The 26114-nt window shown below is 53.5% G+C and carries 28 protein-coding genes and 1 pseudogene; 15 read left to right on the plus strand and 14 right to left on the minus strand.

The window, feature by feature from the left end; genetic code table 11:
- The first annotated feature begins 8 nt into the window (after positions 1 to 8).
- The 7 genes from ACK4HN_RS07485 (at position 9) to ACK4HN_RS07515 (ending at position 5462) form a co-directional block, all read left to right on the plus strand.
- A complete protein-coding gene (locus ACK4HN_RS07485) occupies positions 9 to 395 on the plus strand; it encodes a hypothetical protein (protein ID WP_409869794.1) in 387 nt (128 codons plus the stop codon).
- Positions 396 to 444: 49 nt separating this feature from the next.
- On the plus strand, positions 445 to 1575 hold the full coding sequence (locus tag ACK4HN_RS07490) for an S-layer homology domain-containing protein (protein ID WP_409869795.1): 1131 nt from the start codon (positions 445 to 447) through the stop codon (positions 1573 to 1575).
- Positions 1576 to 1635: 60 nt separating this feature from the next.
- The gene (gene sppA / locus ACK4HN_RS07495; protein ID WP_409869797.1) at positions 1636 to 2460 is read left to right on the plus strand and encodes a signal peptide peptidase SppA; all 825 of its coding nucleotides are present in this window, start codon (positions 1636 to 1638) and stop codon (positions 2458 to 2460) included.
- Positions 2461 to 2489: 29 nt separating this feature from the next.
- Positions 2490 to 2921, plus strand: coding sequence for a chorismate mutase (gene aroH, locus ACK4HN_RS07500; RefSeq protein WP_409869799.1), 432 nt, complete (start codon positions 2490 to 2492; stop codon positions 2919 to 2921).
- 2 nt (positions 2922 to 2923) lie between these two features.
- Positions 2924 to 3394: a CBS domain-containing protein gene (locus ACK4HN_RS07505; protein WP_409869801.1), complete on the plus strand. Its 471-nt coding sequence runs from the start codon at positions 2924 to 2926 to the stop codon at positions 3392 to 3394.
- 105 nt (positions 3395 to 3499) lie between these two features.
- Positions 3500 to 5017 carry a CapA family protein gene (locus ACK4HN_RS07510; protein WP_409869803.1) on the plus strand — a complete coding sequence of 506 codons (1518 nt, stop codon included), beginning with the start codon at positions 3500 to 3502 and terminating at the stop codon, positions 5015 to 5017.
- A 40-nt stretch (positions 5018 to 5057) separates the two neighbouring features.
- Positions 5058 to 5462, plus strand: a complete 405-nt coding sequence (locus ACK4HN_RS07515) for an NIL domain-containing protein (RefSeq protein ID WP_409850794.1) — start codon at positions 5058 to 5060, stop codon at positions 5460 to 5462.
- A gap of 6 nt (positions 5463 to 5468) precedes the next feature.
- Here ACK4HN_RS07515 and ACK4HN_RS07520 read toward each other — a convergent pair.
- Positions 5469 to 6037: pseudogene (locus ACK4HN_RS07520) on the minus strand (Uma2 family endonuclease).
- A 62-nt stretch (positions 6038 to 6099) separates the two neighbouring features.
- Between ACK4HN_RS07520 and ACK4HN_RS07525 the strand changes: the two are divergent.
- The 3 genes from ACK4HN_RS07525 to ACK4HN_RS07535 all read left to right on the plus strand — a co-directional run bounded on the left by ACK4HN_RS07525 (position 6100) and on the right by ACK4HN_RS07535 (position 8754).
- Entirely contained in the window at positions 6100 to 6753 is a 654-nt protein-coding gene (locus ACK4HN_RS07525; RefSeq protein WP_409869805.1) for a TIGR02281 family clan AA aspartic protease, read from the plus strand.
- Between the two features lie 3 nt (positions 6754 to 6756).
- Entirely contained in the window at positions 6757 to 7341 is a 585-nt protein-coding gene (gene rdgB, locus ACK4HN_RS07530) for an RdgB/HAM1 family non-canonical purine NTP pyrophosphatase (protein ID WP_409869807.1), read from the plus strand.
- Between the two features lie 285 nt (positions 7342 to 7626).
- Positions 7627 to 8754, plus strand: coding sequence for a DUF3824 domain-containing protein (locus ACK4HN_RS07535; RefSeq protein ID WP_409877422.1), 1128 nt, complete (start codon positions 7627 to 7629; stop codon positions 8752 to 8754).
- Here ACK4HN_RS07535 and ACK4HN_RS07540 read toward each other — a convergent pair.
- From ACK4HN_RS07540 to ACK4HN_RS07580, 9 genes are all read right to left on the minus strand, one after another.
- The gene (locus ACK4HN_RS07540; protein WP_409877424.1) at positions 8751 to 10970 is read right to left on the minus strand and encodes a glycosyltransferase family 2 protein; all 2220 of its coding nucleotides are present in this window, start codon (positions 10968 to 10970) and stop codon (positions 8751 to 8753) included. The two genes, ACK4HN_RS07535 and ACK4HN_RS07540, sit on opposite strands and share 4 nt — an antisense overlap.
- Before the next feature lie 48 nt (positions 10971 to 11018).
- Complete coding sequence (locus tag ACK4HN_RS07545) at positions 11019 to 12284, minus strand: HlyD family secretion protein (RefSeq protein WP_409877426.1); 1266 nt, start codon at positions 12282 to 12284, stop codon at positions 11019 to 11021.
- A gap of 113 nt (positions 12285 to 12397) precedes the next feature.
- Entirely contained in the window at positions 12398 to 12871 is a 474-nt protein-coding gene (locus ACK4HN_RS07550) for a tRNA (cytidine(34)-2'-O)-methyltransferase (protein WP_409870314.1), read from the minus strand.
- 26 nt (positions 12872 to 12897) lie between these two features.
- On the minus strand, positions 12898 to 13704 hold the full coding sequence (gene lpxA / locus ACK4HN_RS07555; RefSeq protein WP_409850825.1) for an acyl-ACP--UDP-N-acetylglucosamine O-acyltransferase: 807 nt from the start codon (positions 13702 to 13704) through the stop codon (positions 12898 to 12900).
- Between the two features lie 12 nt (positions 13705 to 13716).
- Positions 13717 to 14178, minus strand: a complete 462-nt coding sequence (gene fabZ, locus ACK4HN_RS07560; RefSeq protein ID WP_011057628.1) for a 3-hydroxyacyl-ACP dehydratase FabZ — start codon at positions 14176 to 14178, stop codon at positions 13717 to 13719.
- Positions 14179 to 14242: 64 nt separating this feature from the next.
- Positions 14243 to 15100 (minus strand): UDP-3-O-acyl-N-acetylglucosamine deacetylase, encoded by an 858-nt coding sequence (gene lpxC, locus ACK4HN_RS07565; protein WP_409870310.1) that lies wholly within the window; start codon positions 15098 to 15100, stop codon positions 14243 to 14245.
- 11 nt (positions 15101 to 15111) lie between these two features.
- The gene (locus ACK4HN_RS07570) at positions 15112 to 17148 is read right to left on the minus strand and encodes a BamA/TamA family outer membrane protein (protein ID WP_409877428.1); all 2037 of its coding nucleotides are present in this window, start codon (positions 17146 to 17148) and stop codon (positions 15112 to 15114) included.
- Between the two features lie 112 nt (positions 17149 to 17260).
- The gene (locus ACK4HN_RS07575) at positions 17261 to 17848 is read right to left on the minus strand and encodes a thioredoxin family protein (RefSeq protein ID WP_409853056.1); all 588 of its coding nucleotides are present in this window, start codon (positions 17846 to 17848) and stop codon (positions 17261 to 17263) included.
- Positions 17849 to 18030: 182 nt separating this feature from the next.
- Positions 18031 to 18267, minus strand: a complete 237-nt coding sequence (locus ACK4HN_RS07580; protein ID WP_409853054.1) for a hypothetical protein — start codon at positions 18265 to 18267, stop codon at positions 18031 to 18033.
- A gap of 179 nt (positions 18268 to 18446) precedes the next feature.
- Here ACK4HN_RS07580 and surE point away from each other — a divergent pair, with 179 nt between their 5' ends.
- A complete protein-coding gene (gene surE / locus ACK4HN_RS07585) occupies positions 18447 to 19250 on the plus strand; it encodes a 5'/3'-nucleotidase SurE (protein ID WP_409853051.1) in 804 nt (267 codons plus the stop codon).
- Here the strand turns inward: surE and xth are convergent.
- Positions 19236 to 20021 (minus strand): exodeoxyribonuclease III, encoded by a 786-nt coding sequence (gene xth / locus ACK4HN_RS07590; protein WP_409869867.1) that lies wholly within the window; start codon positions 20019 to 20021, stop codon positions 19236 to 19238. The genes surE and xth overlap by 15 nt on opposite strands.
- A 102-nt stretch (positions 20022 to 20123) precedes the next feature.
- On the opposite strand from xth, the gene ACK4HN_RS07595 reads away from it, so the two are divergent.
- Positions 20124 to 21563, plus strand: a complete 1440-nt coding sequence (locus ACK4HN_RS07595; RefSeq protein ID WP_409869865.1) for a DUF3084 domain-containing protein — start codon at positions 20124 to 20126, stop codon at positions 21561 to 21563.
- A 106-nt stretch (positions 21564 to 21669) separates the two neighbouring features.
- On the plus strand, positions 21670 to 22737 hold the full coding sequence (gene cax, locus ACK4HN_RS07600) for a calcium/proton exchanger (protein WP_409869863.1): 1068 nt from the start codon (positions 21670 to 21672) through the stop codon (positions 22735 to 22737).
- Here cax and ACK4HN_RS07605 read toward each other — a convergent pair.
- Both ACK4HN_RS07605 and ACK4HN_RS07610 read right to left on the minus strand, forming a co-directional pair.
- Positions 22734 to 23579 (minus strand): transglutaminase N-terminal domain-containing protein, encoded by an 846-nt coding sequence (locus tag ACK4HN_RS07605; protein WP_409869861.1) that lies wholly within the window; start codon positions 23577 to 23579, stop codon positions 22734 to 22736. The genes cax and ACK4HN_RS07605 overlap by 4 nt on opposite strands.
- A 248-nt stretch (positions 23580 to 23827) precedes the next feature.
- Entirely contained in the window at positions 23828 to 24130 is a 303-nt protein-coding gene (locus ACK4HN_RS07610; RefSeq protein WP_409853039.1) for a DUF3155 domain-containing protein, read from the minus strand.
- A 273-nt stretch (positions 24131 to 24403) separates the two neighbouring features.
- Here ACK4HN_RS07610 and ACK4HN_RS07615 point away from each other — a divergent pair, with 273 nt between their 5' ends.
- Together ACK4HN_RS07615 and ACK4HN_RS07620 are read left to right on the plus strand one after the other, a co-directional pair.
- The gene (locus ACK4HN_RS07615) at positions 24404 to 24577 is read left to right on the plus strand and encodes a hypothetical protein (protein ID WP_409869859.1); all 174 of its coding nucleotides are present in this window, start codon (positions 24404 to 24406) and stop codon (positions 24575 to 24577) included.
- A complete protein-coding gene (locus ACK4HN_RS07620; protein ID WP_409869858.1) occupies positions 24578 to 25780 on the plus strand; it encodes an anion transporter in 1203 nt (400 codons plus the stop codon).
- On the opposite strand, the gene ACK4HN_RS07625 is transcribed toward ACK4HN_RS07620, so the two are convergent.
- Positions 25777 to 26055, minus strand: coding sequence for a hypothetical protein (locus ACK4HN_RS07625; RefSeq protein ID WP_409853032.1), 279 nt, complete (start codon positions 26053 to 26055; stop codon positions 25777 to 25779). The two genes, ACK4HN_RS07620 and ACK4HN_RS07625, sit on opposite strands and share 4 nt — an antisense overlap.
- Between the last annotated feature and the right edge of the window lie 59 nt (positions 26056 to 26114).

Here is a 26114-nt window from a genome sequence, read left to right on the forward strand (position 1 = left end):
GAAAAGCGATGCTGGGAAGATTTCAGTCAAGCCATTTGCGCATTGAGGTGCCGGCGACTGCCGAGCAGGTGCGGGATTATTTGACACAGCCAAGACAGTTACGGCAGTGGTTGTGGCCCCTACAGATTCAGACAACGGGCGATCGCCTGCAAGGGGGGGATACCTTCACCAGTGAATTCCTGTGGTTAAAACTAGAACATCGCGTGGAACTGCTCACGGCAGAGCGACTCGTGCTGGTATTGCGACAGGCCATTGAGGGCTGGCAGGAATGGTCGTGGGGAGATGGCTGGGTACAGTCCTGTATTGAGGGGGTGACGCCCCTGCCTCTAGAGTTGGGGCAGACGTTTCTCCTGTGGCGACTGAAATCTGCACTCAGTCAAGAGAAAGCCAAGTGAGGGTCGAGGAACATTGAAGCGATCGCGCCCATTGGGATGGATTTTATTCTTGAGTGCCCTACTTCTCAGCAGTTGTGAGGGGAGCGGGTTACAGAATTTATTTGCCGCGGATCCCCATGCCGATCAGTGGGCAGGTAGTTCTCCTACGGCTCCAGCCCCTACAGAATCCCTAGCGACGCTGCCAGAGAATTTACGGTTTCCTAATGCGATGCTCGTAGCTACTCAGCCGCAAGCGGGGGCACCGCAGATCACAGAAACCCGCTGGCAAGCACAAGCACCAGCGATCGCTATCCAGCAATTCTATAGCCAGCAATTTCAACAATCCGGCTGGCAACTGGTGGAGCAGCAAGTGGCGGATAATACGATCACCCTCAAGGGGCGCAGTGATGAGCTGGAAGTGAGCGTCACCATCAACACGGTACCAGAAAATAACCTGACAACGTTTACAGTTGCTTACACACCCGTCAATAGTGCCACGGCCACCCCAGCTCCCCAATCCAACGCTACCTCACCCCAAACCTTTGCTGATCTCGAAGATGCTCCTACTCCCCTCCAGCCTGCCATTCGCGATTTAGCAGAACTGGGGGTTCTCAGTACGACGGGCGATCGCCTGCAACCCAATACTCCCATCAGTCGCGCTCAGTTTGTGCGCTGGTTGGTGACCACCTACAACCGCTTTTACAACGATCGCCCCGCACGCCAAATCCGCTTGGGTAACCGCAACGACCCCCCGATTTTTCAGGATGTTCCCTCCACTCACCCTGACTTTCCCTATATTCAAGGACTGGCAATGGCTGGATTTCTGCCCAGTCCCCTCACCGGCGAGGGCAGTAGTTTCTTTCGCCCAGAAGCTCCTCTTACCCGTGAAACCCTTTTGCAGTGGAAAGTGCCCCTCGATCAGCAGGGGCGGCTAAATCCCAGTACCATTGACCGCATTCAGCAAACTTGGGGCTTCAAGGACAGTCAACGGATTGCTCCCGCGGCCATCAATGCCGTGGCTGCTGACTATCTGGCGGGGGATCTCTCAAATATTCGCCGCGTTTGGGGGGAAACCCGCTTGCTCCAGCCCCAAAAAGCCGTCACCCATGGTGAAGCCGCCGCCGCCCTGTGGTACATCGGCAACGGCACTGAGGGACTCTCAGCAGCAATGGTGAAGCAAGCACCGCCCTCTGCCTCCTAGAACCTTGCTAGATTAGAAATCTGAGTCAATTGTTAAGATTTGCGGAACTAACTGCTGCCTATGCCTTGGCCTTTTTCCCGTGGTTACCGTCGTCAAATTGCCCGCCTCGAAATTACAGGCGCGATCGCTGGCGGTACTCGCCGTCGTGTCCTCAAAGCCCTGAAAACCATTGAAGAGCGGGGCTACCCAGCGCTGCTGGTGCGCATTGACAGTCCCGGCGGTACCGTGGGGGACTCCCAAGAAATCTATGCCGCCCTCAAGCGCTTGCAGTCAAAAATGAAAATTGTTGCCAGTTTTGGCAATATCTCTGCCTCTGGCGGCGTCTATATCGGCATGGGAGCGCAGCGCATCATGGCCAACCCCGGCACCATTACAGGCAGCATTGGCGTCATCCTGCGGGGCAACAATCTGCAACGGCTCCTCGACAAAGTGGGGGTCTCCTTTAAGGTGATCAAATCTGGTCCCTACAAGGACATTCTTGCCTTCGATCGCGACCTCACCGAGGAAGAAATCCGCATTCTCCAAGACCTGATTGACACCAGCTATCACCAGTTTGTCCAGACGGTGGCGGAGGCACGTAACCTCGATATTGAAACCGTGCGCAGCTTTGCCGATGGGCGGGTCTTTACGGGGGAGCAGGCCCTTGCCCTCGGACTCGTGGATCGCTTGGGGACTGAGGAGGATGCGCGTCGCTGGCTGGCGGAACTGGCCGGCCTTGACCCCGACAAAACCAAGGTACAAACCATTGAAGAACCAAAGTCCCCTTTAGCACGTCTGTTTCCGCGTCAGCAGGAACGATTCCCCTTTCCGTGGCCAGCGGGTCTCGAGTGGTTGGAATTTGAAATCGCCACCAATGGACTTCCCCTCTGGCTCTATCGCCCCTAAGCTGGATACAGTACCCTTGCGGTCTCTTGATGGAGGAGCAACCTGTGGGCTGGCGCGTCCGAGCAATTCGTGGAGCAACTACCGCCACTGAAAATTCAGTTCCAGCAATCCGTGAGGCAGTTTTGGAACTCCTCGGTGAGATTGAGCGGCGTAATGCCCTTGATTTTTCAGAGGTGATTAGTGTCACCTTCTCGGTGACCCGTGACTTGGATCAAATTTTTCCAGCGGCGATCGCCCGTGAGTGCCCCCATTGGCGCAACATTCCCCTCCTTGATGTCCAGCAGATGCACGTGGAGGGAGATTTGCCCCGCTGTATCCGCTGCTTGATTTACTTCAACACGCCTAACCCCGATCAACCGATTTACCATGCCTATTTGCGCCATGCTCAGAGCCTGCGCCCTGACTTAGCAATGCATGGCGACTGCCATCCCCTTGAACTGTCCTCCCATTCTCTAGGTTAACTATGACCGCTCTTGTTCGTGACTACATGACCCCCACCCCCTTTACCATTCGTGCCGATGCGCCAATTTCTGAGGCAGTTCGCCTCATGGAAGAAAAACAGGTGCGCGGCCTCCCCGTGGTGGATGAGCAGGGCAAATTGGTGGGATTGGTATCTGAAGCTGACCTGATCGTGCGCGAAGCCCCCCTCGAGCCGCCCTTGTACATCACCTTCCTAGGCAGCATCATTTACTTTGAGTCTCCAGAATCCTTTCATCAACACCTCAAGAAAACCCTCGGCCAACAGGTGCAAGATGTCATGACCCCCAATCCCCACACCATTCATGTGGATGCCCCCATTTCGGAAGCAGCGCGTCTCATGGTCAATCACCACATTAGTCGCCTGCCGGTCGTGGATGACCAAGGGGAATTGGTGGGGATTATTAGCCGTCATGATCTGTTGCGAGCGTTACACGCCGAAGACTCCAACGCATGACGTTTGCCAAATTGGTCTAAGGCTAGCCCACAAGCGTTTTGGCTTGCCGTAGAATAACCCCAACAGGGCGCGATTGCCGAAAAAATTTTTTAATCTTTTTTGATCATGACCGCTTCCCTTGATTTGATTTGGCAGCAAGCACGGCAGGGTCAAGCGGAGGCCATTGCCCATTTGATGAACCGCACGCTTCAGGCCAAGGGGGTGCGTGCCCTCGTGCGGCGGCGGGGAGACTGTTTACAAATTATGTTTGAAGCGGCGCGATCGCTGCCGCCCCAAGTCTGTGTTCAGTTTGTTTGCCGAGGCCTCAGGCAACTAGCCCCCCAGGGAATTTTGCGCGTGCGGCTTCATGGGCGACGTCTTGGCGAAGACTGGCCGGAATGGACACAGACGGTTGACCTACAGGAGAGTTTACCGCCGCCACCAGTGGCGTCAGCAAGCTCAAGGCCAGCTTCCCCTGCCACCCCCTCCTCCTCTCAGGCGGTGAGTGCCTTTGCCCTCAGTTTACTGGCGATCGCGGGCACAGGTGCCGTTGCCTTTACTCTGCAAAACCAACTCAGTGTTGAGGCTCCGCCCCGTCCAGAACCCAGTCCTGCCATTACGACCCCTGAACCTGCTGTTCCCGCTGTCTCTCCCTCGCCAGCGCCTAGCGATCGCCGTTTGCGGATGAAAGCCGTTGGCGATATTGTCCTTGGCACCAATTTTCCGAGTAACCGTTTGCCTGCGGAGCCGCAAAAGCTCTTTGCTGCTGTGAAACCCTATCTGCAGGGAGCCGATCTCCTCTTTGGCAACTACGAAGGTACCCTCACCGATTATCTCCATCCCTTCAAAAACACCAGTAGTGGTCGCAGTTTTGCCTTTCGCTCACCACCCAGTTATGCCCAAGTATTGCGCCAAGCCGGTTTCCATCTCCTCAACATTGCCAACAACCACAGCTACGACTTTAACGAACAGGGTTTTCGCGATACGATTCGCTACATCAACGCCGCTGGCATGACTGCCATTGGCGATCTCAATCAAATTACCTACCTCGAAGCCAATGGCCTGAAAACAGCATTTATTGGCTTTGCCACCTATGACGGCCAAAATCGCATTCAAGACCTCAGGGCCGGTGCCGCTCTTGTACAGAAGGCCAAGCAAAACGCGAATATTGTCATTGTCAGTTTCCATGGGGGCGCCGAAGGCAGCGATCAAATTCACACCCGCGATCGCACCGAGTATTTTTACGGTGAAAACCGCGGCAATGTGGTGCAGTTTGCCCGCACCATGATTGACAATGGTGCCGATTTAATCCTAGGTCATGGTCCCCATGTCCCCCGTGCCCTTGAATTGTACAAAGGCCGCCTCATTGCCTATTCTTTGGGGAACTTTGTCGGCTATCAGACCCTGAGCAGTCACGGCACCCTTGGCAAGTCCTTAATCCTCGATGTTGAACTCGACGGTTCTGGTCGCTTCCTTCAAGGAAAAATCATTCCTGTACGCCTCGATGCCAAGGGGATTCCCCACATTGATCAAAACTTTGCTAGTGTGCAACTGATTCGCCGTTTAACCCAAGCCGACTTTCCCAACACCCCCTTGCAGATTGAACGCCTCGGTGAGATTGTCAGCACCGATTCCCCATCCTAGTTACAGTAGAAAGCAAGACGACAATTCAACACTTCAACCAGTGAAAAAGCGAGTCACATTGACATTCCCCCGGCGGGCAATTCAGATGCCCGTCACCTATCGCTTGGCCAAGGACTTTAACATTGCGGCCAATATCATCCGTGCCCAAGTGGCGCCCAACCAAGTGGGCAAACTAGTTCTCGAATTGGCTGGGGACATTGATCAAATGGAGGCCGCCCTAGAATGGTTACGGCAGCAGAATATAGAAGTGTCCCTTGCCAGCCGTGAAATTGTGATTGATGAGCAGGCCTGTGTCCACTGTGGCCTCTGTACAGGGGTATGCCCCACCCAGGCGCTGACCCTCCATCCAGAGACGTTTCAACTGCAATTTACCCGCTCCCGTTGCATTGTCTGTGAGCAGTGTGTCACTGCCTGCCCCATGGACGCCATTCACACGAACTTTTGATTGAGATTACAATTCTAGGCTGACATCCTCATAAATATCCGATATGTGGCCTTGCCAGCCAATGCTCTTGAATTCAACCCAATCCTCTGGAGGAGAGTAGGCCTGCCAAACCCATAAGCCCGAGGCACTACGACGAAAGCTCTCCAATCGCTGTCGGCGGGTATTCACAAGCACATATTCCTCGAGGCTCTCAAGGCTTTGATAGTCAATGAATTTATCGCCGCGATCAAAGACCTCTGTTGAGGGAGAAAGCACCTCAATTACCAAGCAAGGGAGGATTTATAGAGCGGTGTTTGCTGATCCCGTGGGTCACAGGTCACCAACAAATCAGGATAGTAAAAGCAATTTCGCTGCTCAAGCCGCACTTTCATATCTGACATGTACAGACGACAACCCCGCTGCCGCACAGTGGGTCGTAGGAGGGTGGCCAAATTCAAGGCTAGGGTAATGTGAGCATCACTGGCTGCGGCCATTGCAGATACTTGGCCATTGATATATTCGTGCTTAACGCCACTTTGGGCTTCCCATTCCAAATAGTCTTCAGGATTCAGTTGCGGCGAAGGTTGCGTGCTCATGGCCAGACTGCAATAGCCAGCGGTTCTCTCGCTACTATTGATCCTAGGGTACGAAGAAACGCATGACCCAACACTACGGATACTGGGCGCTGGCAACCTTGGTGGGAATGGTGTTCCTGATTACGCCGGCGCGGGGGACGCCGTCAGTTGTCTTACCAGAGCGTTTTTATCGGGCGATCGCCAACCAAGACTGGGCAACAGCAGTGCAAATTCTCAATCAGGTCATTCGTGCCCATCCCCAACAGGCGCAGGCCCTTGCTCGCTATCGTCAAGAATTGCTATGGCTGCAACAACTGCCCCGAACTCCTGCGCCACCCATGGCAACAGGGATCACCCAGCCCAGTGGCATCGTACCGATTCTGCGGCGGCAAGGGGGAATTCCCGTTATCTCAGTAACCTTTAATCAACGACTGCGGTTTGAGATGTTGGTGGATTCAGGCGCCAGTATGACCGTGATTACGCAACCCATGGCACGTGCTTTAGGCATTACTCCCGCTCAAGTGGTGGACAATCGCGTGTTTCATACCGCCAATGGTCAAGTAGTCTTGCCGATCGTGTATGTCCAATCCATCAGCGTTGGCGGCTTCCAGCGTCAGCAATTGCCCGTTGCGGTGGCCGGATCTGAAATCAGCCTTGGCCTGTTGGGGCAGGATTTTCTGCAGCACTTTGATGTCAGTTTGCGGCAAGATCATATTCAGTTGCAGCGTCGTCCTTAGGAAATGCCCGTTCTCGCCCAAGCTATCTTAGCCAGTCACAATGCCGGTAAGGTCAAAGAGTTTCAAGGCTGGTTACAACCGTGGATTGGGGAGTTGCTACCCCTGCCCGCCACCATTGAGATTGCTGAGACTGCCGATTCCTTTGTGGGTAATGCCTGTTTGAAGGCCGCCACTGCCGCCAAGGAGATGGGAGCGTGGGCGATCGCCGACGATTCGGGGCTAGTGGTGCATGCCCTGCAGGGGGCACCGGGCATCTATTCGGCTCGCTATGGTGCGACGGATGCTGAACGCATTGAGCGCCTCTTGCGGGAAATGGCTGGTGTGAGCGATCGCGCTGCTGAATTTATTTGTGTCATTGCCGTCGCCCGTCCCGATGGCACCATTGCCGTTACAACCGAAGGACGGTGTGCAGGCGAGATTTTAACGGCGCCTCGGGGGCAGGGGGGGTTTGGCTACGATCCTATCTTTTGGGTGCCCAGTCAGCAGCGTACCTTTGCGGAGATGAGTCCCACTGAAAAGCAACAGGTCAGTCATCGGGGTCAGGCGTTACAGCGGCTGCGGGAGTATTTCCAGACCTTCAATCCGTAAATTTACGGTTGTTGGCAGCAGGCTTTTTATCCTAGACTGACGTTAACAGTGTTGCTCAGCCAACTTGTGACCACAATGCAAGAACGAGCCTAGCGTCGCAAAGTTGCATTAGACAATGCTTTCCATAGAAAGAAATTCACAGAGAATATAATGAAAACAACAAGGGTGCAGGTCCCCTAGGCCCAGTGGCTGGCAGCCTTCTTGCCGTGATTCAAAGCAAAAACTATGGGCGATCGCGAATTAATAGACCAATTTATTAAAGACTTGATTCAGAACAATTCGCGAATGCTCTCGAATCGGCACCTGCGCGTGGAGCCAACCTTTGATGAAGTGCAGTTAATTTCCTACAAAGATGGCATCGTTGCGCGAGTAAAAACAGATGCCCCCACCCTTGCCATTGAAGTACGGGATGCCTCCCCCTATCGGTCTCTAATTCAAGAGGTAATGGTAGATTATGAGATCTTCCAAGTCGGTGTAGCTCAAACCCCCGGATTTTTACGTTACGAACATCGCACCGTTCCCGAAGGCTACGTGATCCAATACACCGAAGCAGGAGTGCTGTGGAAAGACCGCTGGGCACGGGGGAAGCGGTGGGGTGCTCTTAGGGGGGGCACCTCCCTTGGGATGGATGCGATGATTCTCTATCGCGGTACGTGGTATCCCATTCAAAGTGTCAATGTGGCCAATGGCTTTGTTGCCATTCGTACCTTGGGAGGGGAACTCACCTACAGTGCCTCTGACTTTCTGGTGTGGCTGAAAAAAGAAGAGAAAGAGACCGCCGAGAGTCGCAGCCAGATCAGTGGCTACAAACGGGGAGAACGCATGGGCGAAATTGACAGCGCCCCCACCCAAATCCTCGAGGCTACGGAAATTATGACTGCCAAGGCCAGTGACACCCCATCAACGCCAATTGCCTCCCCTGCTGGCGAACCAGAGGAGGAAGAGGATCACGCCGTCATTTTGCCTGCGGCGCCACCAGTCCCTGCAGTGGCAGCAACAGCGTCAACGCCCTCTGAGCCTGTGCAACCAGTTGAGGCTACCCAAGGGTATCCAGCAGCGAACTACGAGCATTCTGTGGGCTATCCCCACCCCAACTATGACTATTCCCAAGGGTATCCAGTGGCGAACTACGAGCATTCTGTGGGCTATCCCCACCCCAGCTATGATTACACCCAAGGATATCCAGCAGCGAACTACGAGCATTCTGTGGGCTATCCCCATCCCAGTTATGGCCACCCCTACCCGCCCCAACCCTACCAGCACATTGATTCCAACATTCAGATGGCACTGACGTATCTCCAATCCAGCTTGGCCTATCTGCTGCAAGTTGAGCCGAAAAATGCCAATATCCATGCAGCAATTCGCGCCACGAGTATGGCAATTCAAAATCTCCTCAGCCTTCTCAATGGTTAGCGGCTCTCGGCTAAGGGATGTAATCGAAAGAGACTTTGGAGCATGGCCCAAGCGGTTTTTAGCTCAGGAGCACGCACTTCTTGCCATTGACTAGGCTGACAGTAGAGATAGGGAATCAAGCGGCGCTCTTGCGCCAAGGACAATTCCGAAAACAGAACGCCTACCGCTACCCTTCCTCCCCTCTCTTGGGGAGATTTTGAACGCAAGGGGGCACACCAGCGAACAGTAACTTCTAGCGTCAAGTCTGCTAGCTCCCCCGGCGGCAAGAAGCAGAGATACCCTTTAGCACCCCTGAGACAGGCAGCTAGTTCTTGACTGGAGAAATCTTCAGACCAAAGATGCAGACGGGCACCGCCTTCACTGATGTCAAGGGTATACCCTGTGAAGGATTTGCCGTCTAACTTTACTTGGCAGTTTTCTGAACGTACCAGTACATAACAGGATTCACGGCGCTCAAAACGGGTAAAGCGTCGCTGCGGCACATCAATGGCTACCATGATTGAAACAAGCAACAACCCTAAGTTATAGACACTCCAAAAGATATTGAGTGCCAAGCTATCTGGGTTCACAACTGTGTCTTGGAGAGGGCGGCTACGCCAGAGAATCCCCAAGAAGGTGACGGCAGCTAAGAGTAACAGAGGACGGATGAGTGGCCAATTGGGATTGATGCGGTGCGGGTCAATGATTCCCTTGGGAGTGACCTTAAAGGTTTTGCCGCGAGGTTGAATGAGCGTGCGGAGAATCGTAATGGCCATGGGAAAGGCCAAAATGGTTTCATAGACATCAGACCAAAACGCTGAACGCCGCCCCTCGGTAAACCAAGAAAAACTCAAGGCATTGCCGAGATAGTAGGGCAAGTAAAAGTAGAGAATCTCGTTAATTGTCGCCCGCAGGGGGGCGGTGCCAAATAGGAGAAACGTCAGCGGAACCAAGAGGGAAGTGACCCGCGACAGGGCTAAAAACCAATAGACAATGCTCAAGGCATGGGAGAAGCGCTGACTAAAGCGTAGGTTGGGCACGGTAAAACAGTTACCCCCCACAAACAACATTTGTAAGGTGCCCTGCCCCCAGCGCAGGCGTTGATTGACGTAAGCGCTAATGGTTTCAGGCGACATGCCGGCAGAGAGGGCCTCGTTGAGATATTTCACTCGATAGCCCAAACTCTGGAGTTTCATACTGGTCATGTAGTCTTCGGTAATGGTATCGGTGGGAATACCACCAATCTCATCGAGGGCACTGCGGCGAATGACAAAACAGGTGCCACAGCAGACTACAGAATCCCACCAATCGCGACTGGGTTGGATAAAGCGGAAAAAGAGGCTCTGTTCATTGTTGACAATTCCTTCTAGCCCTAGATTGACGGTAATGGGGTCTTCGTTAAAAAAATGCTGCGGGGTTTGCACCATGGCAGTTTTGGGATCTTGGAAAAAGCCAATGGTGCGGTTGAGAAAATTGCGGCAGGGGGTAAAATCGGCATCAAAAACGACGATAAATTCGCCAGTAAGGGTGGGTAGGGCATGGTTGATGTTCCCCGCTTTGGCGTGACGATTGTCGGGGCGATCGCGATACTCACAGCCCAATTCGGCAGCAAGGGCACGCACATGGGGGCGGCGGGTATCGTCCAAAAGATAAATGCGCTTATTGGGGTAATCCATTGCTTGGCAAGCAATTACCGAGCGTCGTAGAATATCCACGCCCTCGTTGTATGTTGGTAGGATCACATCTACCCAAGGTTGGTACTTGCCACTGATCACATCTTGCTCGTAACGATCCGCCTCTGGGCTGCGGTTGATCGTAAAACTACAGTGAAAAAAGAACGCTAGGGTGTTAAAGACCATCAACAGTTCGGCCAAAAAGAGGCCAACCGAGAGCACGCTATTGACGGGATCATCCAAGTTAAGACTGTAGAAGACTCGCCACAATTCGTAGCGCACCCCAAAGAAAATAGTTCCTCCAGCAACCAACAGCCGAGCCAAGGAGGTTGGCTGCGGCCAGAGTTCTTTAATCAGCAAAACAATGGCACCCCATATCGCACTGGGCAATAGCAAAGCCTCTAAGCTGGTTCCCTCAGTGCGAAACATCGCCTTGCCCGCATTCCAAGTCCCCACCAGATTGGGAACGAGGTTTTGCCAGTCAAACGTCCAGAGCTGAACGGCGGCAAAGGCTAGGATGGCCAACGGCAGCAGAGTTCTGGCATATTGCTTTCGCAGTAGCATGGGGCTTCGGGAACTACACAATGATCGGGATGAGCGAGAACCGCCCACTCAGGATCGGGTATCAAAAATGACTTCTACACTTTGACCAACGCCGCAAAACCGCTGTGCTCCTAGTTCGGCGGGCAACTCTTCTAGGGCAATGTCCACGGCCAACTCATTGCGCACTAGATCGGGAGGGGGAACAGCCACAGTTTCCCCCACCACCACCTTGCCCGGACCGCCGCGAATGGCACGTACCCATCCGCGTAGTCGGCGATCGCTCCCATCCAGGAGACGCACGGTGGCTGGTTGTCCCACCCGCAGACGAGCATTTTCGCGCTCCGCCACCAAGGCCGTTGCCCAGACATCACTACAGTCGAGAACCTTAGCGATGGGATCACCAGCACTAATGGGAATTCCCAAGGCACCACTTTTGTGAATCACTGCCCAGACGACGCCGTCAATGGGCGATTGAATGCGGGCAAGCTTTTGCAGCGCTAGTTGTTGCTTAATGTTAGCAATTTCCCGCTTTAACTGTTCAATGGTAGCTTCCGCTTCAGCAATTTGGCCTTCAATGTTCACGACTTCAATTTGTAGATCAATCAGGCGAATTTGAGGAAAGCTAAAGGTGCGTGCTGAATCTAGTTGCAGGCCCCTGCGGAAGGCTTCTAGGTTGGTTTGATAGCGGCGCAGTTCCGCCTGTTTATTTTTGACCACCTGTTCTGCTTGGCGAGCTTTGTAAATGGCTTCATCTGCTCGCTGCCGCGAAACAGCGCCTTGGCGCACTAGACGCGTGTAACGATCTGCCTCAAGCCGAGCCAAGGTCAGGGCCTCTTGGGCTTCTCTGAGTTCTGCTAACACCCGCTGCAGGGCTTCTTGGGCAAACTGAACCTCTAAGCGGTATTGTTCCCGCTGATAGTAGCTCAGTTCTGCAATCAGTTTTTGGCGACTCTGGCGTTTTTGGAGGAGCACCTGCCGCTGGCGTTGGGCAACGGCTAACCGAGTCTCCAAGTTTTGGCGATCGGTTTCCAGTTGAGGATTGCGCTCGTTTTCAATTCGCCCGATTTCCTGACCTTTGCTTAGAAGCTGGCCGGGCTGCAACGGATATAAAACAAGGGTACCGGGAATCCTAGCATAGATGTTAAGGAGCGTGCCGTTGAGGTAGCCCACGCGGCTAAAAACTCGCATCTGGCGGTACCAGAGAAACCATGCTCCCGCTGCCACCAAGGAGAAAAGAAACAACAGGCGCAGTGCCCGGAAAACCTGCTGTCGCTTAATCTGAATGGGAATCCCCTTGAGTAAGAGCACCGAAAAAAACTGCGGGGGAAATTGCACAGGTGCTTTTAAATAGAAACCAGCCCTAGCCTATAAAAAAACTCTCACCATGGCAACTCTCCTGAGCTTCTTTGAGGGAGTGCACAGGGCATAAAGGAAAGGCGTTCGCCTCTTTAGGTTAGAGAAAGACGGCGAGAAGAAAACAATTGGCGGTAAGCTTCCATAAGAGCGATCGCCACCGACGCTGAGAGATTCAAACTGCGAACAGCCGGTTGCCACATGGGAATTTTCAAAAAGGCATCACAGGTCGCCAATACGTCAGGGGGAATGCCGTCAGGTTCACTGCCAAAGACCAGCCAATCACTCTCTGCGAAGGTAAAGTCCCAGTAGATCTGTTGTGCCGAAGGCTCAAAGGCAACTAACCGTCCTTGCCGATGGGTGGTTTTGAGAAATGTTGGCCAGTCGGGATGGCAGTACAAGGTCACGTAGGGCCAATAATCCAAACCCGCTCGCTTCAAGTAGCGATCGCTGAGTTCAAACCCCAAGGGTTCAATCAGGTGCAGTGGCGTTTGGGTAGCCGCACAGGTGCGGGCAATATTGCCTGTATTGGGGGGAATCTGGGGATGGACAAGCACCACAGCCGGCATGGCGTTGAGGGGAAGCAACTAAAGACTTAATCCGTTGTTGCCCGGCCACTGGGGGTTAAGCCGCGCCGTCCCTCTTCACGGGCATAGGTCAAAAAGCGCTGGAGATGTTCTAGATACTCAGAGGGGGGCAATGTCGCCAACTCGGCGATCGCTTGGGCAAGGGGTAACTCACGGCGATAGAGAATGCGAAACGCTTCTTTGAGATCGCGCATTTGCGCCTCCGTCACACCCGCCCGCCGCAATCCCACTTGGTTGAGGGCACGCACCCGCGCCGGATGACCTTCCACCAGCATATAGGGGGGCACATCCCGATCTACCCGTGCCATTGCTCCCACCATTGCCAAGCGACCAATATGGACAAACTGGTGAATGCCCACCATACCCCCAATGCGTGCCTTGGATTCAATGCACACATGGCCAGCGATCGAGGCAGCATTCGTAATCACCACCTGATCCTCAATCACGCAATCGTGAGCCACATGGACATAGGCCAGCAGCAGATTGTGGTTACCAATAATCGTGGCATCCCCTTCACCATTGGCGCGGTTAATTGTCACAAACTCGCGAATCGTATTGTAATCACCAATGCGCAGGGCACTATTGGCACCCGTATATTTTTGATCCTGGGAGGCGGTGCCGATAATTGCCCCTGGAAAGATGCGATTGCCTACTCCCACCTCCGTTGGCCCCTCAATAATCACGTGGGCACCAATTTCCGTATGGGCGCCGACGCGCACCTGTTCACCAATCACGGCATAGGGGCCGACCCGAACTGTGGGATGCAGCTCAGCACTGGGATGAATGACAGCAGTGGGATGGATCAGTGTTTGCATCATTGATTGTGACTAGTCCACTAGCGAGAACATCATCTCGCCTTCACAGACCAATTGGCCATTCACCTCAGCCCGTCCTTGCATTTTGCCAATGCGCTGCTGCTTAACCACAAGAAGCTCAGCTCGCAGGATCAACTGATCCCCAGGGACGACTGGACGGCGAAAGCGAACCTTATCAATGCCCGCGAACACAGAAAGCTTATCCTTTGCCCAGTTCATCTGCATCAGGACAACCCCTCCCACTTGGGCAAGAGCTTCCACAATGAGCACCCCCGGCATAATTGGTCGACCGGGAAAGTGCCCTTGGAAAAAAGGCTCGTTGATCGTGACGTTTTTCAGCCCCACGGCATACTTTTCTGGCACGTAGTCAATGATCCGATCCACCAGCAAAAAGGGGTAGCGGTGGGGAAGCAACTGCTGGAGTTCGGTGACCGTCAGCACAGTGGTGGGTGGGGAGTCAGTCAACGTTGGCATAGAAGTAAGTGTCGGCGTATGATCTTAAAGATATAAACAAATCATAGGGGAGAATGGTTGCTCCCTAAACCATCTGGCGGGCGATCGCCCGTGCCAATTGGGTATGCAGATGATGACTCGCCCGATAGGCGACATAATGGGCGATAGGGGGTGTTCCTAGGAGGGCTAAATCTCCCCAAAGATCCAGTAACTTGTGGCGAACCGGTTCATCGGCAAAGCGTAACGGCGGGTTGACCCAACCACTGGCACTGCACACAAGGGCATTCTCTAAACTGCCCCCCTGAATCAGGCCTTGGCTGCGCAAATCCTCCACTTGTTCAGCAAAACCAAAGGTGCGCGCAGGGGCAACGGCGATCGCTAGTTCTGAAGGGGTAAAGCTACACCACTGGCGACCAATGGCCGCATAGGGAAAGTCAATGCCATAGGTAAGGCGCAGCTCGGGGGCAGGAATGGCACTGACAAAGGCCTCCCCTTCGTAAACGGTAACAGGCTGTCTCAAGGTTACCGCTGGCCGAGGCGCTTCCTGAGAGACAACACCGACCTTTTGAATGCCTTCTAACCAAGGTTGCGCCGAGCCATCGAGCACCGGTACTTCAGCTCCCGTGATCTCAATTGTGACATTGTCAACACCAGCGATCGCCAGCGCTGCCAAGAGATGTTCAACCGTGCGCACACTAGCGCCATGGGCGACCAACTCCGTTGCCAACTGAGTGGATTTCACCGCCGCAATCTGAGCAGGAATCACGGGCTGCTCCGCCAGATCAAGGCGCACAAATTGCCGTCCTGTATTGGCGGGGGCTGGCTTCAGAGTCACTTCAACCCATTGACCGGAATGCAAACCTACCCCTGACCATTGGACAGCCTCCCTCAGAGTCTGTTGCATCGTTGTCGCCAATACTGTCGGTACAGAGGCTGGAATCATCCCTCTCTCTCCTAGAAGCGCTCCCCAATGCCAAAGCTGAAGGCGCTGCCCCCTTCATTGTTCCAGCCAAAGTCAATGCGGATATTTCCCAAGGGCGTATTCACCCGCAGCCCTGCGCCATAGCCCAAACCTTCGCCGGGTTTACCGCGCACAATCCCCGGCTGTCCCGGCACGCTACTTTGGGTACCGAGCAAACTTGCTCCATCCACAAAGAGCGCCCCGCCAACAATGTTAAAAATCGGGAACCGATACTCAATGGTTCCCTGCACAAACGCGCGTCCGGAGCCGATCGCTCCCTCTTCCCAACCGCGTACTGAGTTGGCACCCCCAATCGTAAAGGATTCATAGGGCGGCAAATCACCAAAAATGTTGCCCGCTTGGATATTGAAGGCAAAGGTTTGCGGCCCCTCAATCCGCAGAAACTTCACCGGGATATAGAAGCTGTAACTTCCGCGCACTCGGTTGAATAGAATGCTCCCCGCTCCAATGGGAATGGATTGATCCACTCCCAAGCGAATCACTTGACCACTCGTCGGCCGCAGGGGATCATTGCGCAGGTCGCGTAGAATGGCTGCTTGCACTGTAAACAGGTCATTGTAGCCACGACAGACCCCGTTATCGGGAAAGGTTAAGCAGTTGCCTAAAACATCGGTGGCTGTTCGGTTAAAAGAAGCATCCATAGAGGTGACCCGCTGATATTGCAGACCAAGAGAACCGGTCCAAGCGGTGCGAATCAACTCCCGATCTTTCGTAAAGGGGCGGGTAAAGAAGATGGAAGCACCCAAGCGGTTGATGCGGGGCAAATCACCATTGGCCAAGGGGACGCTAATCGGGCCATTGCTGAAGGTAAAAGGCACATTTAAGCGGTTAAAGGCACTGACGGTATAGGAGGTACGGTAGGGATCGCCCTTGATCCACGGATCTGTGAAGTTCACATCGAAGAGCAATTCCCCTTCTGTGCCGCCTTGGGCTTCCACCCCAAATTTCCAGTTGCGCCCAAAGAGGTTATTTTGCTGGAAGGCCACGGTGCCAAATAGACCTGAGGCCGAGCTATAACCTGCCCCGGCGGAAATACTGCCGGTGTTGCGCTCTTTGATATTGAGAATCAAGTTCACCTTTCGCGGATCCTGACCCGGTTCAAGGGCAACTTGCACATCCTCAAAAAGTCCCAGTTCAAAGAGGCGCCGTAAATCGGCTTGCACGGTATTTTGGTTGAGGACAACGCCGGGCTGGATGTCCATTTCGCGGCTAATGACAAAGTCACGAGTACGCTGTTTTGTTGGCTCCCCTTCTTTATTGAGGAAGCGATAGGTGACCTGTTCAACCATCCCTTCAGCCACCTGCAACGTCACAACCCCATCGGGATCCACTTGGGGGGTACCAACCACTTGCCCCAAAATGTAGCCATTGTCTTTGTAAAACGTGTTGATTTTCTCAATGCCGGACTGTAGCTCGCGGAGGTTCAATGTACGGCCAATTTGGGGTGCAAAGATCTCATTGACTTTTTCTTGGGTGAGCACTTGATTGCCGGCGACTTGAACGGCTCGCAGCACCGGATAGGGACGCACGACAAAGGTAATCCGCACCCCAAGAGGCGTATCGCTGGGGACGGCATTGACATCAGCAAAAAAGCCTGTGGCAAAGATGGCGTTGGTATCCTGTTGTAGTTGCGTGCGGGTGGTGGTACTGCCGGGCCGGGTGCTAATGACTTGATACACCAGTTGCTCTAGTTCAGGAGTGGCGCCTTCAACCACCACTTCCGCAATCAACACTTGGGGTTCATCAACGGGAGGCTGGCCCACAGACGGGGGGGTGGGCGGTGTTGGGGTTACCGCTGGCGGAGGCTCAGGAGTTGGTTCTGTCAATGGTGGTGCTGGGGAGGTCGGAGTTTCGGCAGGTTGGTTTTCAGGAGGGGTGGGGGCTTCTTGACTACGGCCTGGACTCAGAGGACCAAGGGCGATCGCCACAGCTGCCATTGCCACTGCTACCGTTTTCAGAGCAGCCCCCATTGGCTGCATTCGCACTGGCGAAAGAAGTTGGTTATTCACTGCTCACACCTAAAAAACAAATCGCGTCAATACAGCCAAACCCATTGCCATTGATATAACCGTAGGTTAACGACTGAGAAGGGGCAATAAAAGTGCCCCTCTGTTTGCCTTTCTAACCTTGGCTATAATAAGCGGGTTCATTCCCCGGTTTCCACTTGATATTACAGCCGAGACTCGGTTTTTGATCCTCGCTGGGGGTTTGACCAGCTAACACGGCATCAATGGCGGCACGCAAGTCTTTGCCAGTTACCGGTAAGCCATTTTGGGGGCGGCTGTCATCGAGTTGGCCCCGATACACGAGCTTGCGATCGCCATCAAAAAGGAAAAAGTCCGGTGTACAGGCTGCCGTATAGGCCTTGGCGGTTTCTTGGCTCTCGTCGTAACAAAGCGGAAATGTAAACCCCAGCTCGGTGGCCATTGCCTTCAGGGACTCTGGGGCATCATCGGGATAGTTGGCGGCGTCATTGGCACTAATAGCGACAATTCCTAGACTCGTGTCTTTATAGTCGCGCCCCAGCTTCGCCAGTTCCTCTTGGACGTGTTTCACATAGGGGCAGTGGCGACAAATAAACATCACCAGTAGCGCTTTCTTGTCGGCAAAGGTGTTGAGGGAAATCGTTTGCCCACTCACCACATCGGGGAGCTGAAAATCGGGAGCAACAGTACCAAGGGCAAGCATCGTGGACTCTGTCCGCGCCATAAAACCTCCTGAGAACGCTGGCAAGAGTGTTACAAATAGCAATATCGTCCCTAGTGTACTCTGTTGCGATCGTTCCTCAAAGTGGCGAGGGGAGCGACTCCCCCAACGAACGCAAAAAGCAGCAAGATTACTGCTGCTTAGAAATTATAGGTTTTGATTCTTGAGCACAGAGAAAAATTGCTTTAGCCAATATAGCTTTGACGGGAAACGTGCTTCTCGAAGGTGGCTTGGGTTTGGTGGAGAAGTTGCTCGCGGCTGTCGCCTGTATGTTTCAGGGCGGGCACTAGATTGCGGGCTTGGAGTGCCATGTGCAGTTGCAAATGGGCAACGTATTCGCTGAGGTCTTCACGGAATAACGGATGACTTTGATGCACAGACACAGTGTTCTCCTTCAACTGATGGTTCAGTAGGCGTTCCATAGATCCTGTCAATCCCCAAGATGGTTATGTCAGGCATGGTGCATTCAAACTGTTTGGCAGGGTGGGTCATGCAATGCGCCACTTGACCCTCTTAGAGGTTAACATTTCTCAGGGAGTGTGCTGCGATTTGCAATCAACTGTAATGTTTTGCCAATACTTCACGATTCAGGGGGCGGGAAATGCGGTTACTGATTGCCAATGATGATGGGGTCTTTGCCCCCGGTATTCGGGCGTTGGCAGACACGCTGGCGATCGCTGGCCATGAAGTCGTGGTCGTGTGTCCTGATCGCGAACGCTCTGCAACAGGGCATAGCCTCACAGTCTTTGATCCGATTCGTGCAGAAGTCATCAGCGATCGCTTTCACCCCAGTATTAAGGCCTGGGCCTGCTCCGGTACCCCCTCCGACTGTGTGAAACTTGCCCTTGGTGCTCTCCTAGAGGAACCCCCGGATTTTGTTGTTTCTGGGATTAACCAAGGCTCCAACCTCGGCACGGATATTCTCTACTCCGGCACGGTGTCTGCTGCCATGGAGGGGGTGATTGAGGGAATTCCCAGTATTGCCATTAGTCTCACTAGTTTCACAGTTCATGACTTTCAGCCGGCTGCTGACTTTGCCAGTCGTCTGCTCAAGGCGCTGGAAACTGCCCCCCTGCCGCCAAAGATGCTCCTCAATGTGAATGTGCCTGCCCTACCCGCCAGTGAAATTGCTGGTGTGGTGATTACGCGGCAGGGGATTCGGCGCTACCATGACCTGTTCCAAAAGCGCATTGACCCTCGCGGCAAAACCTACTACTGGCTTGCCGGTGAGGTGGTTGAAGAATACCCGCAAGACCCCAATCAGGCGCCCACGGATGTGGAAGCCATTGCCCAAAATCTAATTAGTATTACGCCATTGACCTTTGATCTCACCTACGGTCAAGGGGTTCAGGAGTTAACGGAGTGGCTGCGGCAGCCCACTGTGCAACCCCTATTTAATCTCTAGGATCACTGGGGCATGGTCACTGGGTCTGGGTAAGCGCCGCGGGGTAATATCAATGTGACAATTACAGGCACGCGCTTTGACCCCGGCGGTAATGTAGAGGTGATCAATGCGCCAACCCTGATTGCGGTGAAAGGCGCCCGCCCGATAATCCCACCAAGAGTAGTGCCCCGGCTCCTCGGTAAAGTGGCGAAAGGCATCGTGGAAGCCAAGGTCGCGAATGGCTGCAAGCAGCTCCCGTTCCGCATCGGTGGCTCCTACTCTTGTGGCGCGATCGCTGGCATCAAAAAGGTCCTTATCTTCAGGGGCGATATTAAAATCGCCACAGAGAATTATATCCCCTTGAGCTGTCAGTTTTTGCAAGTACGCATGCAGTCCCTTGAGCCAGTGCAGCTTGTAGTAGTACTTCTCACTACCATACTCGCCGCCGTTGGGAATATAGACATTCACCAGGATCACCCCAAGGGTTAATTGGGCACGCATGAGTCGTTTTTGCGTATCCAACCCACTGTGGCTGGGCAATTGGGGGGCAAAACCCGCTTCTACTCCCGCAAGGGGTTGACGACTGAGAATGGCCACCCCGTTGTAGGCCTTTTGACCACTACAATAAACGTGATACCCACGATCCAAAAAGGGCTGACGTGGGAACTCCGCATCGGTGACTTTGGTCTCCTGAAGACAGAGATAATCCACTCCAGTGCTATCCAACCATTGGCACACATGATCAAGGCGGGTGCGAATTGAGTTGACATTCCAAGTGGCAATTTTTGGCATTGGTTAATCGCAGTCAAAGTGATTTGCCCAAACCATTGTAGGGAAGAGCATCGGCGCATACTGTAGAAAGTATAGTTGGGGAGTGACAGCAGTACCCGAAATATGGCTGGGTATGTTCTCGTCTTGGCGGTGATTATCCTAGGGGGCGCGATCGCGACAGTGGGCGATCGCCTTGGCTCCAAAGTGGGCAAAGCCCGCTTGAGTTGGTTTAATCTGCGGCCTCGCCAGACAGCCGTGCTCATTACCATTCTCACAGGCAGCTTAATTTCTGCCTCCACCCTAGCCATCCTCTTTGCCCTCAGCCGTGAATTGCGCGATGGCGTGCTGCGCATTGATACCATTCGCCGTCAACAAGCCGCTGCTGAACAAGAACTCGCGGAAACCCGTGCCCAAAAGGATGAAATTGAAGCGGAACTGGCGCAATCGCAAATTGAACTGGCCAACATCCGCCAGCGCCTCAGTCAAACCAACCAAATCTTAGAGCAGGCCGTCAATCGCCAAACCCTTACCGAAGCAGAACTGAAGCACCTCCAAAACCGCTACACCCAAGCCCAAAAAGACCTCGAAAACTTTGAAGCCCAAGGGGCACGCCTGCGGCAAGAAATCCAACGCCTGCAACGGGAGCGACAGGCCATCCAGGAGCGCCTTGAGAATGTAGCCGCTCAAAAAGCCGCCCTAGAAACCGCCACCCGTACAGCTCAACAACGCCTTGCCGAAGTTGAAGATCAAAAGAATCGTCTGAAAGCTGAAATTGACCGCATTCAGGATCAACTGGCTCTCGCCAATCAGCAGCAGCAGCTCCTCCGCAGTCAGCAGCGCAATCTGCAACGGGAAATTGCTGTCCTTGAGGCCAGTCGCCAACGCCTTGAGGAAAACGTGAGCATCCTGCTGTTGGGTCTGCGGCGGGGAACGATCGCCATTCGCACAGGGCAAGTCTTGGCCTCGGCCATCATCCAAAATGTCAAGGATGCGGCTCAAGCCACCCAAGTGATTGAAGAACTGCTGCGGGAAGCGCGGCGCAATGCCATTGTTCTCAACAATCCTCAAAATGTGAAACCGACGGATCAGGTGATTCAAATTACCACCGAAGACGTGAACCGCCTGCGCAGCCAAATTAGTGACGGTCAGCCCTATGTGGTGCGTATCCTAGCGGCAGCCAACTATCTCCAGGGGGAAAGTAATATTCTCGTGGTGCCCCAAGTGGCACGGAATCAGGAGGTTTTCCGCCAAGGGGAGAATCTGGCTACGATTTCCTTGGATCCGAGCCAAATGACCGATGAGCAAATTTTGCAACGGTTGGATCAGTTGTTTACCAAGAGCAATCAGCGGGCGATCGCCTCCGGGGTGCTTCCCGATCCAGTAACCGGCACAGTGGGTTCCTTTCGCCAAATTGAACTGGTGAAATTTGTTCTCGATCTCAAAGATCACCAAGGGACAATTGATATTAGTGCGGTCACTCCCACCACCGTTTATACTGCTGGCCCGCTGACGCTCTCCCTTGTCGCCCGCCAAAATCAGCGCGTGATCCTGCGCAGTGGCTAGGTACCAACTGGATTTCTCGCCGCTTGAGATGGAAAACTCCAACCGCAGGCTAGGATAGAGGAGATTTTTCTCCTTTCAGCATTTCCACCATGTAAAGGATGCCCCCATGAAGCGACTAGTTTCGATTGGTTTTTTGGTGTTTATTCCCCTCTCGATTGCCGCTGAGAAACTAGAATGGGGTGCCCTCTCCGTCTTTATTTTGGCAGCCTTGGCGATCGCCCCCTTAGCCATCTGGCTGAGCACGGCAACAGAGGAGGTCGCCCTTGCCACTGGCCCGACGATTGGGGGGCTATTGAATGCCCTCTTTGGAAATGCCACGGAGCTGATTATTGGCATTGCGGCACTGCGAGCGGGTTTAGTGGATATTGTCAAAGCCAGTATTACGGGAACCCTGATGGCGAACCTTTTGCTGGTGATGGGGTTATCCATGCTGCTGGGGGGCATTCGCTACAAGGAGCAATCCTTTGCCCCAGTGGTGGCACGGGTGAATGCTTCCTCGATGACGGTGGCGATCGCTGCCATGCTTTTGCCGGCAATGGTCATTTATACCTCCAGCAGTGTGCCGCAAACAGCCATTTCCAAAATGTCAGTCGTGGCCGCGATCATTCTAATTCTGGTTTATGGGCTAACCTTACTCTTCTCCCTGAAAACTCATAGCTATCTGTACGATGTCAGTCAGGTGGAACTGGGGGATGCAGAGGGGCACCCTGAACAGCCGAACCTCCCCCTGTGGATCACTGTGCTGATTATGGCCACGATTGGGGTGGCCTTTGAGTCGGAAATTTTTGTCGGCGCCGTTGAGGCGGCAACGGAGGGGTTAGGTCTGACGCCGCTATTTACGGGGGTGATCCTCTTGCCATTAGTGGGTGGTGCAGCCGAATATGTGACGGCGGTGGGGGTTGCCCTCAAAAACAACATGGATCTGTCTGTCTCGATTGCCTTGGGGTCGTCGCTTTTGGTGGCACTGTTGGTGGCACCTGTCTTAGTGCTCATTGGCCAGGTCATTGGTCAGCCGATGGACTTGAACTTTAGTCTGTTTGAAGTGGTGACGGTGATTATTGCCGTTGTGATTGCCAATGTGATTAGTCTGGATGGCCGCTGCAACTGGTTAGAGGGAGCACTGCTACTAGCTACCTATGGGATTCTCGGCACCGCCTTTTTCTTTCATCCCTAGGAAAGTCGCTGAATCTGAAGTTGATAGGTCATGGTTGAGGTAACCCCTTGTCCCCATAGGGCACCTTGAATGGGGGCTGCATCAGCGGGATCGGCGGCAGCCACAAGGGCAATGTGGCGATCGCTCACTGCTAGGCCGTGGGTGGGATCATAACCACGCCAGCCTGCGCCCGGTAAATAGACCTCAGCCCAAGCATGGAGGTGGCGCTCAGGATTGTCCAAGTCGCCCTCCTGATAGCCACTGACAAACCGCGCTGCTAAGCCCACAGCCCGACAGGCATGGATAAACAAGACTGCTGTATCCCGACAGGAACCCATTTGTTTTGCCCAAGTGACACAGGGGGGCCAAGGAGCACCGGTTTCGCGAATTTGGTGCTGACAGGTGCGGTAAATTTTGTTATTGAGATCACTGAGAAATGTGAGAACACTGCCATCCCCACTGGCTAAAATTTGCCACGCCAATTCATAGGCAACCGGATCCACTGGCGGGGATAGATAGGGATATAGGCTCGTTGCCAAGCGTTGCGGATAGTTAAAAGGGAGTGTAATTGCCCACGGGTCGAGTAAATAGTTAAAGGGGTTCTCACAATAGGTTTCCACTTCGGAGGTGACTTGAATGACGAGGGAAGTAGTGGGCTGCGGTAACCACCAGTAACGCTGAAGGTGATTGCCATGGACATCGAGGACGGTACTTTGGCCTTGGGGGGTGGGTAAAATCTGGAGGGAGAGCGATCGCAGGCGTTGGTGGCCGTCACTGCGAGGGATCAAGCGCAGATCATGGGGGGCAAGGGTAACAGGGGCGCTGTAGGTGTAGGTAGTTTGATGACAGATACAGTAGTGCATTGCCCATCGAGGTTATGGATTTGATTTCTAAAAGGAAGCCGCCCGGACCAGTAACTGCCCAGGCGGGGTGTGGTGTGAGGAGTGAACGGAAACGTGCGTCTCCGCTATTTCTATTTTAGGGGACAGTTTCCAAATTGCCATAAGTAAATGGCGCCAAAAGATCAAATTTTAGCCTCTCACCCCAAAAGTAAAAAGAGCCAAGAGCAAGTCCTGACTCTTCATAAAATGGGGGTTTGTAAAAAAACAGCCTAACGGGTGGCTGCCATTTTCTCTTCAGCAAGTTCCCTTAGACTAGGGAATAAAAAGTGGTTTTCTTCAACGTACTGCGCACCAAATAAGCCCTTTTCTGCCCAGAAGTAGCGATCGGTGGTGTGCTCATTCCGCTTCACAAGAACCAAAGCAGGTGGGGTGATCCCTTTTGCTTGAATAAATTTCCGCGCTGCTGTGACGGGTTTATCTTCGCCACTTTCGATGCTATATTGAGGTACGCACTCAAGGATTTTGCGTCCTTCGAGACGCCGCCGGCTCTTCCGCTTCCGTCTTCTGGCCAAGTTGCCCTACCTCCTTTGCCTTCAAAGAACTGTTATTGAGTTTACAAAAGTTGCCCTTTAGTATATCTGGTGTATTCTCGAATTTCAACTTTCCTTAATTTATCGAAACACGATTTATTGATGGGGCAACGATCCCTAGCTTAGGATCAACACTTTGCTGATCCCAGTGCCCTCACTATAGCAAATTGTGCCACTTGAGAAAGTGGTTCATTCGGTTTGCTCCACAGCCAATGGGCTACCCTAGAGAAAAACTGTCTAAGCTGCTGACCCCCTATGATGATCCAACGCTTAGTGCAACGGGTGCTCAAAACCCAAGTGTTAACCTCAGCCATTGAAAACCAAATTTCCCAACTGCTGTGGAAGCGGGAATATGACGCCGATGATATGGCCGCCCTTGGGGAGTTGCTCGATGCCCTAGAGGCCAAGAAAATTCAAACCCAACAGTAGGTGCTGCGGTCTCTACTGCAACTCCTGATCCTTGCCCTCAGCTACGGTGCCTTAGCCCTTGGGGGGGTACCGGGGCTACGCATGAATCGCGCAACGATCGCCCTTGTGAGTGCGGCGCTTTTGATCGCGCTTGGGGCGATTGATCTGCCTACCGCTTGGCAAGCGATTGATCCGCAAACCATCGTGTTCTTGCTCAGCATGATGATTGTCAATGCTTATCTGGGCTTGAGCGGCTTTTTTCAAATCGCGATGGTGACCGTGGTGCGCTTTAGTAGCAGTCCCTTGGGGTTACTAGTGTTTCTCACTGTGGCAACAGGAATCCTATCGGCAGTCTTTCTCAACGATACCCTTGCTCTTGTAACGACGCCTCTAGCCTTGCGCATTACCCATGTCTTGGGCTTGAATCCAGTGCCCTATCTGCTGGCGATCGCTGGTGCAACGAATATCGGCTCAGTGGCCACCCTCAGCGGCAATCCCCAAAATATCCTTGTTGGGTCGTTTTCTCATCTGGGGTATCTTCCGTTTGCTCAAGTGATGGTACCTGTAGCGGTATTGGGGTTAGGGTTGCAAGTGGTTTGGTTATGGTGGCTGTATCCGGGGGTGCGATCGCGCCAGCCCTGTACATTGGCTACGCTCCCCGCAGGACGGGTGCAAAAAGAATTACTCGCCAAGACCCTGATTGTGGCTGGACTGATGTTTTTGGCCTTTCTGGTGGGCTTTCCCCTAGCAGAGTCCTCTCTGTTGGCGGCAGCAGCTTTACTGGTGACGCGCCGTCTCAAGCCAGAGCGCGTGCTGGCGCAGGTGGATTGGTCTCTCTTGGTACTGTTTGCAGGTCTGTTTATTCTTACCCGCTGTATTCAAAACTTTGATTTATTGACCGTTTTGCGCCCTTGGGTCAATCAGCCGCTGCCCCTCGTGGTGATCACCGCCCTGCTGTCAAATTTAATTTCTAACGTCCCGACCGTGCTGTTGCTCGCGCAGTTTATCCCCAAAGGTGCCGATCAACTTTGGTACCTATTAGCAGCCATAAGTACCCTCGCGGGCAATCTTACCCTTTTTGGTGCTGTGGCTAATTTAATTACCGTTGAGGCCGCCGCGAGCGCAGGACACCGTTTTTCCTTTTGGCAGCATTTACGCTTTGGTGCGCCCCTGACAGTGTTGACGCTAGCGATCGCCTACGCTTGGATCGTGAGTCAGACCTAGGGGCTAAAGGTTGGGGTCGTTGCTCCGGAGGCACTCTCAAAGTAGGCTACATCAGACATAATGACAGGAGCATCGGATTCAGGAATGGACTGCCCTTGACTGAGATAGCCGACACAGCCATTCATCAGGCTATAGACAAAAATCACGCCTCCCGCTGAGATGGCCACGAGGCCACTGGCCAGCAGTAAGGAAAAATCCCGAAGGCGATAGGCACCGTGGAGGAGTCGCACCGACCACAGCACCAATGCCAGTACCAGTAGAAGTAAGATAGCCATATGCAAACTATCTTAACAACTCTCAGGATTTTCCTCATCAATCTTTAGATTCTTCTAAT

Origin of the sequence: Thermosynechococcus sp. (genome assembly GCF_046299655.1) — a bacterium.
Classification (GTDB): Bacteria; Cyanobacteriota; Cyanobacteriia; order Thermosynechococcales; family Thermosynechococcaceae; genus Thermosynechococcus.

Bases quoted from the DNA above. Each gene is read 5' to 3' on its own strand.
- ACK4HN_RS07485 (WP_409869794.1), top strand. From the start codon at position 9: ATGCTGGGAAGATTTCAGTCAAGCCATTTGCGCATTGAGGTGCCGGCG.
- sppA (WP_409869797.1), top strand. From the start codon at position 1,636: ATGCCTTGGCCTTTTTCCCGTGGTTACCGTCGTCAAATTGCCCGCCTC.
- aroH (WP_409869799.1), top strand. From the start codon at position 2,490: ATGGAGGAGCAACCTGTGGGCTGGCGCGTCCGAGCAATTCGTGGAGCA.
- ACK4HN_RS07505 (WP_409869801.1), top strand. From the start codon at position 2,924: ATGACCGCTCTTGTTCGTGACTACATGACCCCCACCCCCTTTACCATT.
- ACK4HN_RS07510 (WP_409869803.1), top strand. From the start codon at position 3,500: ATGACCGCTTCCCTTGATTTGATTTGGCAGCAAGCACGGCAGGGTCAA.
- ACK4HN_RS07525 (WP_409869805.1), top strand. From the start codon at position 6,100: ATGACCCAACACTACGGATACTGGGCGCTGGCAACCTTGGTGGGAATG.
- rdgB (WP_409869807.1), top strand. From the start codon at position 6,757: ATGCCCGTTCTCGCCCAAGCTATCTTAGCCAGTCACAATGCCGGTAAG.
- ACK4HN_RS07535 (WP_409877422.1), top strand. From the start codon at position 7,627: ATGCTCTCGAATCGGCACCTGCGCGTGGAGCCAACCTTTGATGAAGTG.
- ACK4HN_RS07540 (WP_409877424.1), bottom strand. From the start codon at position 10,970: ATGCTACTGCGAAAGCAATATGCCAGAACTCTGCTGCCGTTGGCCATC.
- ACK4HN_RS07550 (WP_409870314.1), bottom strand. From the start codon at position 12,871: ATGCCGGCTGTGGTGCTTGTCCATCCCCAGATTCCCCCCAATACAGGC.
- lpxA (WP_409850825.1), bottom strand. From the start codon at position 13,704: ATGCAAACACTGATCCATCCCACTGCTGTCATTCATCCCAGTGCTGAG.
- fabZ (WP_011057628.1), bottom strand. From the start codon at position 14,178: ATGCCAACGTTGACTGACTCCCCACCCACCACTGTGCTGACGGTCACC.
- lpxC (WP_409870310.1), bottom strand. From the start codon at position 15,100: ATGATTCCAGCCTCTGTACCGACAGTATTGGCGACAACGATGCAACAG.
- ACK4HN_RS07575 (WP_409853056.1), bottom strand. From the start codon at position 17,848: ATGGCGCGGACAGAGTCCACGATGCTTGCCCTTGGTACTGTTGCTCCC.
- ACK4HN_RS07580 (WP_409853054.1), bottom strand. From the start codon at position 18,267: ATGGAACGCCTACTGAACCATCAGTTGAAGGAGAACACTGTGTCTGTG.
- surE (WP_409853051.1), top strand. From the start codon at position 18,447: ATGCGGTTACTGATTGCCAATGATGATGGGGTCTTTGCCCCCGGTATT.
- xth (WP_409869867.1), bottom strand. From the start codon at position 20,021: ATGCCAAAAATTGCCACTTGGAATGTCAACTCAATTCGCACCCGCCTT.
- ACK4HN_RS07595 (WP_409869865.1), top strand. From the start codon at position 20,124: ATGGCTGGGTATGTTCTCGTCTTGGCGGTGATTATCCTAGGGGGCGCG.
- cax (WP_409869863.1), top strand. From the start codon at position 21,670: ATGAAGCGACTAGTTTCGATTGGTTTTTTGGTGTTTATTCCCCTCTCG.
- ACK4HN_RS07605 (WP_409869861.1), bottom strand. From the start codon at position 23,579: ATGCACTACTGTATCTGTCATCAAACTACCTACACCTACAGCGCCCCT.
- ACK4HN_RS07615 (WP_409869859.1), top strand. From the start codon at position 24,404: ATGATGATCCAACGCTTAGTGCAACGGGTGCTCAAAACCCAAGTGTTA.
- ACK4HN_RS07625 (WP_409853032.1), bottom strand. From the start codon at position 26,055: ATGGCTATCTTACTTCTACTGGTACTGGCATTGGTGCTGTGGTCGGTG.